Below are 14,655 nucleotides of genomic sequence, written 5' to 3'. Positions count from 1 at the left end.
CTGCTCAGGGTGGGCGCGATCCGATCGCCAGCGGCCTGCCGCGGTCGCAGCTGCGGCAGGCCATTCCTCTCGGAATGCACCGACAATATCTGATTGCGCTATTACAAGGGTGGGTTAGCCGAAGGCGTAACCCACCTCTTTGGTTTGCGCGGAAGCAGAAGTGGTGGGTTACGCCAGCGACTGCGCTTCGCGCAGCCGCCGTCTAACCCACCCTACGGCACCGCGCGTGCGGCGAAGCTTAACCCGCGAGATCCAGCTTCGACGCCACGGTCGAATCCGCATTGAGCCGGTAGATGATCGGCACGCCCGTGGCGAGCTCGCGCTTCAAAATGCCTTCGGGCGACAGCTTCTCCAGCACCATGATCAGCGCGCGCAGCGAATTGCCGTGGGCGGCGACCAGCGTGCGCTTGCCGTTGAGCACGCCGGGCAGGATCTCCTGCACATAATACGGCAGCGCGCGCGCGAGCGTGTCCTTCAGGCTTTCGCCGCCGGGGGGCGGCACGTCGTAGGAGCGGCGCCAGATCAGCACCTGGTCCTCGCCCCATTTCTTGCGGGCGTCGTCCTTGTTGAGGCCGGAGAGATCGCCGTAGTCGCGCTCGTTCAGCGCGAGGTTCTTCGAGGTCGGCAGGCCTTCCTGGCCGAGCTCGCCGAGGATGATGTCGAGCGTGTGCTGCGCGCGCGTCAGCACCGAGGTGTAGGCGACGTCGAACACGAGGCCCTGCGCCTTCAGCTTGCGGCCGGCTTCGGTCGCTTCCTTGACGCCGAGCTCGGTGAGATCAGGATCCTTCCAGCCCGTGAACAGGTTCTTCAGATTCCATTCGCTCTGGCCATGGCGCACGAGCACGAGGAGACGTTCACTCATCAACTGCTTTCCATCTCGTTTATGATATTGAGCATGACCTTGTCGGAAAACCGCTTCACATTTTTCCGGGTCATGCTCTGGTTCAGATGTCGGATAGGCCGAGCACGTCGGCCATGGAGTAGTGCCCCGGCTTCTTGCCGTGCGCCCACAGCGCCGCCTTCAGCGCACCATGGGCGAACAGCATGCGATCTTCGGCGAGATGCGACAGCGTCAGCCGCTCGAACGGGCCGAGGAAGGTCACGCTGTGCTCGCCGGCGACGGTGCCGCCACGCAAGGACGCAAAGCCGATCGCGCCCGGCTTGCGCGCGCCGGTGATACCGTCGCGGCCGCGTTCCGAATGATCGTCGAGCGAGATGCCGCGACCGGCGGCTGCCGCCTGGCCCAGCATCAGCGCGGTGCCGGAGGGCGCATCGATCTTCATGCGATGATGCGTCTCGACGATCTCGATATCAAAATTCTCGTCGAGCGCCTTTGCGACGCGCTTGACCACGGCGGCGAGCAGATTGACGCCCAGGCTCATATTGCCTGACTGCACCACGACCGCGCGGTTGGTGACACTCTTGATCACGGCATTGTCCGAGGCCGACAGGCCGGTGGTGCCGATGACATGGACGAGCCCACGCTCGGCGGCGATCGCGACATTGGCAATGGTCGCAGCCGGCACGGTGAAATCGAGGATGCCGTCGGCTTCCTTCGACATCGCCCAGAGATCGGCGGACAGCTGAATCCCGTTGGCGGGCAGGCCTGCGAGCACGCCGGCATCCTTGCCGAGCAGCTCCGAGCCCGGCGCCTCCAGGGCACCCGCCAAGACCGCGCCTTTGCTGTCGGCGATCGCCCGCGTCAGGGCGCGGCCCATCCGGCCGCCGGCTCCAGCAACAATCAAGCGCATGTCTGACATGGTGCGATCCTCTCAAGGGCCGTTGTAGCGGCGGGATGCAGTTCCGGCAACCGAGGGGATCAGGGACAGGCTCGCCCGCGGCCATCCTTCGAGACGCCCGCCCATGGCGGGTCCTCAGGATGAGGCCACGGTTCGCGGCGAGATATCAAACCCTCATGGTGAGGAGCCCGCCAAAGCGGGCGTCTCGAACCATGCAGGCCGTGCACTTTCGGCGTGCGTAGAGAAGATCGAGCCTCAACTGTCCGCGGGCTGCGGGCCGTCATAGCCCTCGATGATGATGAGGTCGGCGATCGAGTGCGGCTGGCGCACCTTGATGTTGGCCTGGTATTCCGGCGAGTTGTAGCAGGCGATCGCGGTCTCGTAGTCCGGGAATTCGATCACGACGTTGCGGGTGCGGCTGGCGCCTTCGACGGTGGTGAACTTGCCGGCGCGGACGGCGAAGCGGCCGCCCCATTTCTTGAAGATCGGGCCGTTGGCGACGGCGTAGGGCTTGTAGCCCTCGTCATTGCTCACATCGACGCGTCCGATCCAGTAGCCTTTTGCCATTGTTCTTCTCCCTGTTTGTTGGTTAGCCGAGTGCCTGCGCGATCTCGGCCTGGATTGCGTCTGCCGTTGCCTTGGGATCGGCAGCTTCCACCACCGGCCGCCCGACGACGAGATAATCCGCGCCCGCGACAATAGCGCGACCGGGCGTCATGATGCGCTTCTGATCGCCGGTCGCCGAACCCGCGGGCCGAATACCGGGCGTGACGAGCGTCATCTGGTGGCCGACGATCTTGCGAAGGCTGCCGACTTCTTCGGGCGAGGACACGAGGCCGTCCACGCCGAGCACCTGCGCCTGCTGTGCCCGCGCTTCGACCAGTTCCGACACGCCGAGCCGATAGCCCGCGGCGTGCAAATCGTCCTCGTTGTAGGAGGTCAGCACCGTGACGGCGAGAATCTTCAGGCTCGAATTGCCGCGGCCTTCGACGGCGCCTTTCATGGTCTGCGGATAGGCATGCACGGTGACGAAGGTCGCGCCCAGCTTGGCGACGCTCTCGGTGCCGCGCGCGACCGTGTTGCCGATGTCGTGCATCTTGAGATCGGCGAACACCTTCTTGCCCTTGTCCGCGAGCTTGCCGATCAGCGGCAGGCCGCCGGCATAAGCGAGCTGATAGCCGATCTTGTAGAACGAGACGCTGTCGCCGAGCTTCGCGATCATCGCCTCCGAGGCATCGACGCTCGGCAGATCGAGCGCAACGATCAGGCGGTCTTTCGGGGCGATTTCGGCTGGCGTCATGTCACCTCACATCATGCGTTGGGAAATGTCGATCAACTGCCGCACCAACTCCTTCAACGAAGCGATATCGCCCTCGTTCTTCAGCCTGTCCATATCGTCATAGGCCTGGTCGGCAAAGGCGAGGGTGAGCTGGCTGGCAATCACATTGGCGTGGCAGGAGGTCAGGATCAGCCTCAGCGCCTGCAGCGCGCGGGCGGCACCCAGGCGGCTCTGCGAGGCGCCGGCGAGCGCGAAGGCGCGATGGCGGAACACCTCTCCGCGCGCCTCGTGCGGATCCTGCACGCGGCTGACCCAGTCGATCGCGTTCTTCAGCAGCGGCGGCACCGAGGCGTTGTACTCAGGGGAGACGATCAGCACGCCATGATGCGTGCCGATCATGCGCTTGAGATTGATGGCGTGCTTCGGGATGCCTGATTTGGCCTGGAGATCGCCGTCATAGATCGGCAGCGGGAAATCAGCGAGCGAGATGCGGGTGACGTCGACACCGGCCTGGGCGAATTCATAGGCAGCGACCGCCGCCAGCTTCGCATTGTGCGAGCCGGTGCGCAGCGAGCCGGGAATGACCAGGATTTTCGGAGCTGACATCCAATCCAATACGTTCGGCGAAACGAGCCCGCCGCGCATGAGAGGAAGCCGGCGGAATTAGTCCTTGCGATACACCCAGACGCGGGCCGGCGGAAGGTTCATCCAGATCCGTTCCGAGGCCTCTGTGGACACGCCGGGCAGCGATTTCGGGATCGGCGGCACCACCGCATAGGTGAACTGGACGAAGGGCGCGCCGGGCGCGAGTGCCGTGAAGGCATCGCGGATCAGTCGCAGCCGCGTCAGCATCGGTTTTGTCACCAGCGGCAGGCCCGAGACGACGGCGCTGGCCGGCGCGCTCAGCACATTCCAGAGCGTGTCGCGCAGGCGGTAGGCATCGCCTTGCACCACCTTGGCTTGCGGATAGCGGTCGCGCAGCAGGGCGCAGAAGCCGGGATTGTATTCGACGAGGACGAGACGCTTCTGGTCGACACCGCGCTCGACCAGAGCCGAAGTGATGGCGCCGGTGCCGGGCCCGAGCTCGACCACCGGTGCGTCCGAATCGATGTCGACGTAATGGGCCATGGTCCGGGCCAGCAGCTTGCCCGACGGCATCACCGCGCCCATGTGCAGCGGCTTTTCGATCCACGATCTGAGAAAGCGCACCTCGTCATCAAGACGGGGCTTCTTCAACGCACGCGCGGACGACGGCAATGGCATGTCTGGACCGGACGGGACGAGACCGCGGGACCGCGGTGTGTCAGAAAATGGTCATAAAGAGGTATAGGCCGGAAGAGGTATGGTCAAGCCGAGTCAGCTCGCCCGATTACCGAAGAAGTCCTTGACCTTGGCGAAGAAACCCTCGGATTCCGGCTGGGTGTTGCCGGAGGAGAGCTTTTCGAACTCGGCCAGCAATTCCTGCTGTTTCTTGGTGAGGTTCTGCGGGGTCTCGACCACGACCTGGACATACATGTCGCCGGTCTGGCGCGACCGCAGCACCGGCATGCCTTTTGATGCAATGCGGAATCGGCGGTTGGACTGGGTCCCGGCCGGTACCTTCACCTTGGCCTTGCCCTTGTCGATGGTCGGCACCTCGAATTCGCCGCCGAGGGCGGCCGTCACCATCGAGATCGGCGCCCGGCAGTGCAGGTCGGCGCCGTCGCGCTGGAAGAACTGGTGCTGGGCCAGCGACAGGAAGATGTAGAGGTCGCCGGGCGGCCCGCCGCGGACCCCGGCCTCGCCTTCGCCGGCGAGCCTGATCCGGGTGCCGTCCTCGACGCCCTGGGGAATGTTGACCGACAGCGTCCGCTCGCGGGTGACGCGGCCCTGGCCCGAGCAGGACGGGCAGGCGTCCTCGATCATCTGGCCGCGGCCCTGGCAGCCGGGGCAGGTGCGCTCAAGGGTGAAGAAGCCCTGGGACTGCCGCACGCGGCCGGCGCCGCCGCAGCTCGAGCAGGTCTTCGGCTTGGTGCCGGCCTTGGCGCCGATACCCGAGCAGGCCTCGCAGGTGACCGAGACCGGAATCTCGATCTGCGCGGTCTTGCCGCCGAAGGCTTCCTCGAGGGTGATTTCCATGTTGTAGCGCAGGTCGGCGCCACGCTCGCGGCCGCCGCGGCCGCGCTGTCCGGCCATGCCGAACAGGTCCTCGAAAATGTCGGAGAAGGAGGAGGCGAAGCCAGCGCCGAAGCCGGCGCCGCCGCCGGGACCGCCCTGCTCGAAGGCCGCATGGCCGAAGCGGTCATAGGCGGCGCGCTTGTCCTTGTCCTTGAGGACCTCGTAGGCCTCGTTGATTTCCTTGAACTTGACCTCGCTGGTGTCGTCCCCGGGATTGCGGTCGGGGTGGAACTTCATTGCCAGCTTGCGGAAGGACGACTTCAGGACGGAATCGTCGGCAGAGCGTTCGACTTCGAGGGTTTCGTAATAGCAGCGCTTGGTGGACATGGCAGGCTCGGTCTATCCAATCGCGATTCAAGTCGGAGCGAAACAACGTCGCCACGCGACCATATAGGCAGCCTTCCGCTTCGCGGCAGAGGGCCGCACGGCAGCGTTCGGCATACGTGCAGGGAATTGATCGATCGTAGCGGGGATCGGTCCCGTACCCGACACGAAGGCCTCCCCCCTGAGGGGAGAGGCCGACTGTGCGTGTGGGGTCCAAGCCGTCCGCATCGTGACCCTCTCGGGGCTCAGGCGGACTTCTTGTTGTTCTTGTCGTCGTCGACCTCGGTGAACTCCGCGTCGACGACGTCGTCCTTGGCCGCGTCCTTCTTGGCGTCGGCCTCGGCCTGCTGCTTGTACATGGCCTCGCCGAGCTTCATCGAAGCCTGCGCCAGCGTCTGGGTCTTGGCCTTGATCGCCTCGGCATCGTCGCCCTTCAGTGCTTCCTTGAGGTCGCCGACGGCATCCTCGATGGCACGGCGCTCGGTCTCGCCGACCTTCGAACCGTGCTCGGCCAGGGCCTTCTCGGTCGAATGCACCAGACCATCCGCCTCGTTCTTGGCGGTGACGGCCTCGCGGCGCTTCTTGTCCGCCTCGGCATTGGCCTCGGCGTCCTTGACCATCTTCTCGATGTCGGCTTCCGACAGACCACCGGAGGCCTGGATGCGGATCTGCTGCTCCTTGCCCGTGGCCTTGTCCTTGGCCGAGACGTTGACGATGCCGTTGGCATCGATGTCGAACGTCACCTCGATCTGCGGCATGCCGCGCGGGGCCGGCGGAATGCCCATCAGGTCGAACTGACCGAGCATCTTGTTGTCGGCCGCCATTTCACGCTCGCCCTGGAAGACGCGGATGGTGACCGCGTTCTGGCTGTCCTCGGCGGTCGAGAACACCTGGCTCTTCTTGGTCGGGATCGTGGTGTTGCGGTCGATGATGCGGGTGAACACGCCGCCCAGCGTCTCGATGCCCAGCGACAGCGGGGTCACGTCGAGCAGCAGCACGTCCTTGACGTCGCCCTGGAGCACGCCGGCCTGGATCGCAGCGCCGATCGCCACGACTTCGTCCGGGTTGACGCCCTTGTGCGGCTCCTTGCCGAACAGCTGCTTCACGACTTCCTGGACCTTCGGCATGCGCGACATGCCGCCGACCAGAACCACTTCGCCGATCTCACCGGCGGTGACGCCGGCGTCCTTCAGCGCCTTGCGGCAGGGCTCGACGGTCTTCTGGACGAGGTCGTCGACCAGCGCCTCGAACTTGGCGCGGGTGAGCTTCATCGTCAGATGCTTCGGGCCGGTCTGGTCCGCGGTGATGAAGGGCAGGTTGATCTCGGTCTGCGTCGTCGACGACAGCTCGATCTTGGCCTTTTCAGCGGCTTCCTTCAGGCGCTGCAACGCGAGCTTGTCGTTGCGCAGGTTGATGCCCTGCTCCTTCTGGAACTCGTCGGCGAGGTAGCCAACGAGGCGCATGTCGAAATCCTCGCCGCCGAGGAAGGTGTCGCCGTTGGTCGACTTCACCTCGAACACGCCGTCGCCGATTTCGAGAATGGAGATATCGAACGTGCCGCCGCCGAGATCGTACACGGCGATCGTGCCGGTCTTGGTCTTGTCGAGGCCATAGGCCAGCGCAGCCGCGGTCGGCTCGTTGATGATGCGCAGCACTTCAAGGCCCGCGATCTTGCCGGCGTCCTTGGTGGCCTGGCGCTGGGCGTCGTTGAAGTAGGCGGGAACGGTGATGACCGCCTGGTCGACCTTCTGGCCGAGATGGGCTTCCGCGGTCTCCTTCATCTTCTGCAGGATGAAAGCGGAGACCTGCGAGGGCGAGTAGGTCTGGCCGTCGGCCTCGACCCAGGCATCGCCGTTGGAAGCCTTCACGATCTTGTACGGAACGAGCTTCTTGTCCTTCTCGACCATCGGGTCGTCGTAGCGGCGGCCGATGAGGCGCTTCACTGCGAAGAACGTACGCTCCGGATTGGTAACGGCCTGGCGCTTGGCAGGCTGGCCGACGAGGCGCTCACCGTCATCCGTGACGGCGACGATCGAAGGCGTCGTGCGCATGCCTTCGGAATTCTCGATGACTTTGGCGTTCTTGCCATCCATCACGGCGACGCACGAATTCGTGGTGCCGAGGTCGATCCCAATGACCTTTCCCATGGTCCTGATATCCTTGTTTTTGCGGCAGGTTGGCTGGGCCCAGAAGGCACCCGAACCGAAACCCCCTAAGATCAAACATCCGCGATATTGCGATGATTGAGGCTCATATAGGAGGGGGGGAGGGGGCCGCAAGGACCGAAACTACGTTTCAGCCGTGAAAACATTGGGTTTTGGCAGATCATATCCGGGCTCAACCGCCCTTGCGGGTGAGGAATTATTAACAGGTTCAGGCTTCAGCAAGCCCCCGCCGCCGTGATCCACCCCCGCCCTGTTACCGGCGCCCCAAACCCGCTAAAAGGCGGACCGCCGGACAGTCGCCCCAGGACTGATTCAGACTGCTTCGCGCGACAAAGCGGCCCGGTCGCCGACCATCGAACGGCCTCAATGTGAACCAATCAGAGTGGCCCATGAAGCTGATCCGCCCCCTCGCCGCGCTCGCCCTTCTCGTCGCCTCCGCGCTTCCGGCCCTGGCCGCCGACGCCATCTACCCGCCCGGGCTTCGCCTCGGCATGGTGCCGCTGGTCGGGCTGAGCACCGCCAAGACCTTTCCGGGCTTCGAGAGCGAAGACGGCAACGTCAAGGTGCTGATCACGGAGCTGCCGCCGGCGGCCTATGGCGAGGTCGTGAGCGCCTTCAATGCCAATCCGGCGGGCGCCAACGGCGTCAAGCAGGACAAGATCGAGACGCCCGCAGGCCTTGCCTATTTCACCACCGAGAGCGGCAAGGCCGGCGAGACCCCGGTGAAGCGCTATTCGATGATCGTGCCGGGCGCCGGCTTCTCCGGCTATGTCGCGGTGCAGATTCCGGAGAATGCGACCAAGATCTACACCGACGAGGCGGTGCGGCAGATGTTTGCCAGCACCACCACCCGCAAGCAGGTCTCGGCCGAAGAACAGATCGGGCTGATGCCGTTCAAGATCACCGATCTCGCCGACTTCAAGGACATCCGCACGCTGGCGCCGGGCTCGAGCATCATCCTGGCCGACGGCAACGAGAGCTCGGGCTATGAATCGAAGCCCTTCATGATCCTCGGCCTGATCGGCGCCACCCCGCAGCAGGCCGACGACCGCGCCCGCTTCGCCCAGGAGGCGGCGCTGCAGATCCCCGGCGTGCGCGAATCCCGCGTCACCATGTCGGAGCCGATCCGCATCAACGGCCAGCAGGGTTTTGAGACCCGGATCGACGGTGTCAGCGGCAAGGACAAGACCCCGGTGACCGTGGTGCAGTGGATCCGCTTCTCCAGCGGCGGCGCCTCGCTCCGCATCATCGCCAGCGCCCCGCGCGACCAATGGTCCGCCGCCTTCACCCGCTTCCGCGCCGTGCGCGACGGCATCCAGCCGAAGGGCTAGCAGCCCAGGAGGAGCTCAAGGGCAGCCCAAGCGCTCACCAGAGCCGGCTGCATTTTCGGGCTTCTGTTCGTATACGAACGGAACTAGGCTTCGCCTCCGTTGGATCATCTTGGAGGAGGCGAACGATGCTCGATCGACGACAAATCCTCGCGGCGCTTGGGACGACGGCGCTGGCGACCCTCGTGCCAACCGCGCTGTTTGCGGCGACATCGATCAAGCCGGACGATGCTTCCGCGCTGCTCGTGATCGACGTACAGAATTGCTTCCTGCCGGGCGGCAGCCTCGCCGTGAAGGAAGGCGAGCAGGTCGTGCCCGTCATCAACAAGATCTCGAAAGCGTTCTCGAACGTGGTGATGACGCAGGACTGGCACACGCCCGGCCACGTCTCGTTCGCGTCGGTGCATTCCGGCAAGAAGCCGTTCGAGACCGTCGACCTGCCCTATGGCAAGCAGGTGCTGTGGCCCGACCATTGCGTGCAGGGCACCGACGGCGCGGCGCTGTCGAAGGACCTTGCGATCCCGCACGCCGAACTCGTCATTCGCAAGGGTTTTCACAAGGACGTCGACAGCTACTCGGCCTTCCTCGAAGCCGACGGCAAGACCTCGACGGGCCTCGCCGGGTACCTGAAGGGGCGCAAGATCAAGCGTGTCTTCGTCGTGGGCCTGGCGACGGATTTCTGCGTCGCCTGGACCGCGCTCGATGCGCGCAAGGCGGGCTTCGAGGTCTATGTCGTCGAAGACGCCTGCCGCGGCATCGACACGCAGGGTTCGCTGGCCAAAGCCTGGGCCGATATGGCCAAGGCCGGCGTGAAGCGGATCCAGTCTGCGGATATCGCGGTGAGCGCGTAGGACGGCGCGTCTACCAGACCCTCATGGTGAGGAGGCGCGTCAGCGCCGTCTCGAACCATGCAGGCCGAGCTGCAGCAGCGGGGCCTTCATCCTTCGAGACGCGCGCGAGCGCGCTCCTCAGGATGAGGATCGCACTGCTCAGTTCGCTTCGTTGCTGTTCGCGGCGGCCGCGGCCTTTGCGCCGCCCTTGGACACGCCGACCAGCGCCGGGCGCAGCACGCGCTCGCCGATGAGGTAGCCGGCCTGCATGACCTGCACGACGGTGCCCGACGGCACCGACGCATCGGGAACTTCGAACATCGCCTGCTGGAAGTTCGGGTCGAACTTCTGGCCCAGCGGATCGAACTTCTTCACGCCGTGCTTTTCCAGCGCGTTGAGCAGCGAGCGCTCGGTGAGCTCGACGCCCTCGATCAGCGACTTCAGGCCGGCATCGGCAGCAGCCCGCGCCTCGGCCGGAACGGCATCGAGGGCACGCTGCAGATTGTCGGCGATGTCGAGCACGTCGCGGGCAAAGCCGGTGACGCCATAGAGCTTGGAGTCAGCGACCTCCTTGGCGGTGCGCTTGCGCAGGTTCTCCATCTCGGCCAGCGTCCGCAGCATGCGATCGCGCGCCTCGGCGGCTTCCTTCTGCAGCAGCTCGACCGAACCCGGCTCGGGATCGTCGGGCATGATGTAGGGTTTCGACACCACGGGCTCGCCGGTCGGCGCGGTCGTGTCTTCGGGTTGCCGGTCTCGATCGGTCATCGGCTCTTATCTCGAACTCGTTTCCAAGGATTGTCGGTAAAGGATTGTTGGCCCGGATATCGTGCCTAAGCGCGCGAAAATCAAGCGCCCGTGATCGCTGTAAACGCCGGTCAGCCCCCCAAAAGGCGGCTGACGATGCGGGCGGCGTAGTCCACGGTCGGGATCACGCGGGCATAATTGAGCCGCGTCGGCCCGATCACGCCCAAAACGCCGACGATGTGGCCGGCGGCATCCCGATAGGGCGAGATGATCGTGGAGGAGCCGGACAGGGAAAACAGTTTGTTCTCGGAACCGATAAAGATGCGCACGCCTTCGGCGGTCTCGGCGCGGCCGAGCAGGTCGATGACGCCGCGCTTGGTCTCGAGATCGTCGAACAACAGGCGAACACGCTCCAGGTCCTCCAGCGCGTGCAGATCCTCGAGCAGATTGGCGTGGCCGCGCACGATGAGCTGGCGGTCCTCGGTCTCGCCGCCGGACCAGCTCGCGATCCCCGCCGAGATCACCTTCTGCGTCAGCTGATCGAGCTCGGCGCGGGCCTCGGCCAACGCGGTTTCGAGCTCGAGCCGCGCCTCGGCGAGCGTCCGGCCACGGATGCGCGCATTGAGGAAATTGCCGGCCTCGGTGATCGCCGAGGATGGAACTCCGGGCGGCAGCGTCAGCACGCGGTTTTCGACCTGGCCGTCCTCGCCGACGAGGATCACCAGCGCCTTCTCCGGTTCCAGCCGGACGAATTCGATGTGTTTCAGCCGCGCATTGGATTTCGGCGTCAGCACCACGGCTGCGGCGCGGGTCAGGCCCGACAGCCGCGTCAGTGCCTGGTCCAGGGCCGCCTCGACCGATTGCGCGTGGCCGACGGTGGCGAGCTGGCTCTGGATCGACTGCCGCTCGGCCTCGGTGAGGTCGCCGACCTGCATCAGGGCATCGACGAAGAAGCGCAGGCCGAGTTCCGTCGGCAGACGGCCGGCAGAGGTGTGCGGGGCGTAGATCAGGCCGAGCTGTTCCAGATCGGCCATGACGTTGCGGACCGAGGCCGGCGACAGCGGCATCGCGATCAGCCGCGAGATATTGCGCGAGCCGACAGGCTCACCGGTCGCGAGATAGCTTTCGACAATTTGACGAAAGATGTCGCGGGAACGCTCGTTGAGCTGGGCGAGGCCTGCGCGCGGCGCGATCAGATGGATCGGATCGTGATGGGCCACAGACGGTAACTCCTCTCAGATGCTCATAATTTGTCCATCCCCGAGGGTTCTGACAAGCGTGGCTTTTGCGGACCTGAAATCGGGGCAAGAATCGGGGCAAGAATCAGGGGGTGAATAAGCCCTTGATCTTCCCCCTTGCCGCCCACCTTCACCCCACCTACAAGCACCGCGAACAGCCCTTTTCCGAGAGTTTTGGAGGATTTCCCATGCGGCCAAGCCGCCGTGCGCCCGACGAATTGCGCCCCGTGACGCTTGAGCGTGGCGTGGTGAAATATGCGGAAGGCTCCTGCCTCGTGAAATTCGGCGACACCCATGTGCTGGTCACCGCCACGCTGGAAGACCGCCTGCCGCCGTGGCTGAAGGGCCAGGGCCGCGGCTGGGTCACCGCCGAATACGGCATGCTGCCGCGCGCGACCTCCGAACGGACCCGCCGCGAAGCTGCCGCCGGCAAGCAAAGCGGCCGCACTGTCGAGATCCAGCGCCTGATCGGCCGCTCGTTGCGCACCATCGTCGATCTCGAAGCGCTCGGCGAGCGCCAGATCACGGTCGATTGCGACGTGCTCCAGGCCGACGGCGGCACCCGCACCGCCTCGATCACCGGCGCCTGGGTCGCGCTCGCCGATTGCATCAACTGGATGAAGGCGCGCAACATGATCAAGGCCAACGTGATGCGCGACAACGTCGCTGCGATCTCCTGCGGCATCTACAACGGCACGCCGGTGCTCGACCTCGACTATGCTGAGGACTCCGAAGCCGAGACCGACGCCAATTTCGTCATGACCGGCGACGGCCGCATCATCGAGGTGCAGGGCACCGCGGAACGCGAGCCGTTCACGCAGGACGAGTTCCTGAAGCTGATCGGCCTGGCGCAAAAGGGCATCGCGCGTCTGGTGGACTTGCAGAAACTGGCCGTGGCGTAGTCAATAGACCCATGCATCGCCGAATCACCGGAAAGCTCGTCATCGCGACCCACAATCCCGGCAAGCTCGCCGAGATGAAGGAGCTGCTCGCGCCTCACGGCATCGAGGCGGTGTCGGCCGGTGAGCTCGGCCTGGGCGAGCCGGATGAGACCGGCAACGATTTCCGCAGCAATGCCGCGATCAAGGCGATCGCAGCGGCAAAGGCGACCAAATTGCCTTCGTTCGCCGATGATTCCGGCATCGTCGTCGACGCGCTCGACGGCGCGCCCGGTATTTTCTCTGCGCGCTGGGCCGGACCGAGCAAGGATTTTGGCGCGGCGATGGCGCAGATCGAACGCCTGCTGCAGGAGCGCGGCGCCACCGCGCCGGACAAGCGCACCGCGCATTTCGTCTCCGCGCTGTGCGTTGCCTGGCCCGATGATCATCTCGAAGAGGTCGAGGCGCGCGTCGACGGCACGCTGGTCTGGCCGCCGCGCGGCACCGCCGGCTTCGGCTACGATCCGATGTTTTTGCCCAATGGTTACGACCGCACCTTCGGCGAGATGACCAGCATCGAGAAACACGGCCTGCCACCGCTCGGCCTCGGCCTGTCGCATCGCGCCCGCGCCTTCGTGAAACTGGCGGAGATCTGCCTTGAGCCGCGCTAAGGAAGCTTTCGGCGTTTACGTGCACTGGCCGTTCTGCCTATCGAAGTGCCCCTATTGCGACTTCAACAGCCATGTCCGCCATGCCGCGATCGACGAGGCACGCTTCGCGTCGGCCTTCGCGCGCGAGATCGCCACGACCGCCGAGCGCGCGCCAGGGCGCGAAGTCACCTCGATCTTCCTCGGCGGCGGCACGCCGTCATTGATGCAGCCATCGACCGTCGGCGCCGTGCTCGATGCCATCGGCAAGCACTGGACTGTCGCTGATGACGTCGAGGTCACGCTGGAGGCCAACCCCACCAGCGTCGAAGCCACGCGCTTTGCCGGCTATCGCGCCGCCGGCGTCAACCGCGTCTCGCTCGGCGTGCAGGCGCTCGACGACGCCTCGCTGAAAGCACTTGGCCGCATGCACAGCGCGCGCGAAGCGCTCGACGCCGTCGCCATCGCGCGCCGCTCGTTCGACCGTTACTCGTTCGATTTGATCTACGCCCGCCCCGACCAGACGCCGGCGATGTGGGCGGATGAGCTGCGTCTCGCGATCGGTGAAGCGGCCGAGCATCTGTCGCTCTATCAACTGACCATCGAGGAAGGCACGCCGTTCTTCGGCCTGCACCAGGCCGGCAAGTTGAAGACACCGGACGAAGCGATCGCGCGCGCGCTCTACGACGTGACTCAGGAGACCTGCGAGAAGCTCGGCCTGCCCGCTTACGAAATCTCCAACCACGCGCGGCGCGGCGCCGAGTGCCGGCACAACCTGGTCTACTGGCGCGGCGAGGAATATGCCGGCATTGGCCCCGGCGCACACGGCCGTCTCGACATCGACGGTATCAGGCATGCCACCGCCACCGAGAAGCGCCCCGAAGCCTGGCTGATGCGCGTCGAGACCAACGGCGACGGCGTCGTCACCGACGATTTGCTCAACAGCGAAGAGCGTGCCGACGAATTTTTGCTGATGGGATTGCGTTTGGCCGAGGGCATCGACCCCGAGCGCTACGAGGCTCTCTCCGGCCGCCCGCTCGATCCCGGCCGCATCGCGCTTTTGCGCGAGGAAGGCGCGATCACGGTGGATGCCACGGGCCGCCTGCGCGTAACCAGCAGCGGCTTCCCGGTGCTGGATGCCGTGGTCGCGGATCTCGCGGCGTAGCGAGATGCCGTAGCGAGCTATCGTAGATGGGGTAACGGGCCCCCCCCGGGGCCTTCCAGCGAAGCCGCGCTAGCTACGGCGCTGTTTGGTGGCGCGCGTCGCGCGGCTTGACTGGAAGGTTGGCGGTCGTCCCTCACATTGATGGTGTAACGGAGTCGAGG

15 protein-coding genes are annotated in these 14,655 nt (G+C 65.3%); 5 read left to right on the top strand and 10 right to left on the bottom strand.

Features of this window, described 5'->3' with window-relative positions:
- Positions 1–238: 238 nt before the first annotated feature.
- The 8 genes from VGR99_RS15935 to dnaK form a co-directional block, all read right to left on the bottom strand.
- The gene (locus tag VGR99_RS15935; RefSeq protein WP_326899531.1) at positions 239–862 is read right to left on the bottom strand and encodes a 2,3-bisphosphoglycerate-dependent phosphoglycerate mutase; all 624 of its coding nucleotides are present in this window, start codon (positions 860–862) and stop codon (positions 239–241) included.
- 82 nt (positions 863–944) lie between these two features.
- A complete protein-coding gene (gene dapB, locus VGR99_RS15930) occupies positions 945–1,760 on the bottom strand; it encodes a 4-hydroxy-tetrahydrodipicolinate reductase (protein WP_326899530.1) in 816 nt (271 codons plus the stop codon).
- Between the two features lie 234 nt (positions 1,761–1,994).
- Complete coding sequence (locus VGR99_RS15925; protein WP_326899529.1) at positions 1,995–2,306, bottom strand: DUF1330 domain-containing protein; 312 nt, start codon at positions 2,304–2,306, stop codon at positions 1,995–1,997.
- 22 nt (positions 2,307–2,328) lie between these two features.
- Complete coding sequence (gene pyrF, locus VGR99_RS15920) at positions 2,329–3,039, bottom strand: orotidine-5'-phosphate decarboxylase (protein ID WP_326899528.1); 711 nt, start codon at positions 3,037–3,039, stop codon at positions 2,329–2,331.
- A 6-nt stretch (positions 3,040–3,045) separates the two neighbouring features.
- Positions 3,046–3,624 (bottom strand): NAD(P)H-dependent oxidoreductase, encoded by a 579-nt coding sequence (locus VGR99_RS15915; protein ID WP_326899527.1) that lies wholly within the window; start codon positions 3,622–3,624, stop codon positions 3,046–3,048.
- 57 nt (positions 3,625–3,681) lie between these two features.
- Entirely contained in the window at positions 3,682–4,281 is a 600-nt protein-coding gene (locus tag VGR99_RS15910) for a class I SAM-dependent methyltransferase (protein WP_027561640.1), read from the bottom strand.
- Positions 4,282–4,374: 93 nt separating this feature from the next.
- On the bottom strand, positions 4,375–5,502 hold the full coding sequence (gene dnaJ / locus VGR99_RS15905) for a molecular chaperone DnaJ (protein ID WP_326899526.1): 1,128 nt from the start codon (positions 5,500–5,502) through the stop codon (positions 4,375–4,377).
- 242 nt (positions 5,503–5,744) lie between these two features.
- Positions 5,745–7,646 (bottom strand): molecular chaperone DnaK, encoded by a 1,902-nt coding sequence (gene dnaK / locus VGR99_RS15900; RefSeq protein ID WP_028139411.1) that lies wholly within the window; start codon positions 7,644–7,646, stop codon positions 5,745–5,747.
- Positions 7,647–8,053: 407 nt separating this feature from the next.
- Between dnaK and VGR99_RS15895 the strand changes: the two genes are divergently transcribed.
- Positions 8,054–8,995 (top strand): hypothetical protein, encoded by a 942-nt coding sequence (locus tag VGR99_RS15895; RefSeq protein WP_326899521.1) that lies wholly within the window; start codon positions 8,054–8,056, stop codon positions 8,993–8,995.
- A gap of 125 nt (positions 8,996–9,120) precedes the next feature.
- Positions 9,121–9,843, top strand: coding sequence for a bifunctional nicotinamidase/pyrazinamidase (gene pncA / locus VGR99_RS15890; RefSeq protein WP_326899520.1), 723 nt, complete (start codon positions 9,121–9,123; stop codon positions 9,841–9,843).
- 138 nt (positions 9,844–9,981) lie between these two features.
- Here the strand turns inward: pncA and grpE are convergent, their stop codons facing one another.
- Entirely contained in the window at positions 9,982–10,587 is a 606-nt protein-coding gene (gene grpE, locus VGR99_RS15885) for a nucleotide exchange factor GrpE (RefSeq protein ID WP_326899519.1), read from the bottom strand.
- A 110-nt stretch (positions 10,588–10,697) separates the two neighbouring features.
- On the bottom strand, positions 10,698–11,786 hold the full coding sequence (gene hrcA, locus VGR99_RS15880; protein WP_326899518.1) for a heat-inducible transcriptional repressor HrcA: 1,089 nt from the start codon (positions 11,784–11,786) through the stop codon (positions 10,698–10,700).
- Between the two features lie 206 nt (positions 11,787–11,992).
- Between hrcA and rph the strand changes: the two genes are divergently transcribed.
- Genes rph through hemW form a run of 3 tightly spaced genes read left to right on the top strand, consistent with a single transcriptional unit; the run spans position 11,993 to position 14,494 of the window.
- Positions 11,993–12,706 (top strand): ribonuclease PH, encoded by a 714-nt coding sequence (gene rph, locus VGR99_RS15875; protein ID WP_326899516.1) that lies wholly within the window; start codon positions 11,993–11,995, stop codon positions 12,704–12,706.
- Between the two features lie 11 nt (positions 12,707–12,717).
- The gene (gene rdgB / locus VGR99_RS15870; RefSeq protein WP_326899515.1) at positions 12,718–13,353 is read left to right on the top strand and encodes an RdgB/HAM1 family non-canonical purine NTP pyrophosphatase; all 636 of its coding nucleotides are present in this window, start codon (positions 12,718–12,720) and stop codon (positions 13,351–13,353) included.
- The gene (gene hemW / locus VGR99_RS15865; RefSeq protein WP_326899514.1) at positions 13,340–14,494 is read left to right on the top strand and encodes a radical SAM family heme chaperone HemW; all 1,155 of its coding nucleotides are present in this window, start codon (positions 13,340–13,342) and stop codon (positions 14,492–14,494) included. The genes rdgB and hemW overlap by 14 nt, the downstream gene beginning before the upstream one ends.
- Positions 14,495–14,655: the final 161 nt, after the last annotated feature.

Source organism: Bradyrhizobium sp. (genome assembly GCF_035935975.1).
GTDB lineage: Bacteria > Pseudomonadota > Alphaproteobacteria > Rhizobiales > Xanthobacteraceae > Bradyrhizobium.
The sequence above is the reverse complement of the archived record's forward strand: the minus strand, read 5'-3'. Positions and strand labels throughout refer to the sequence as shown.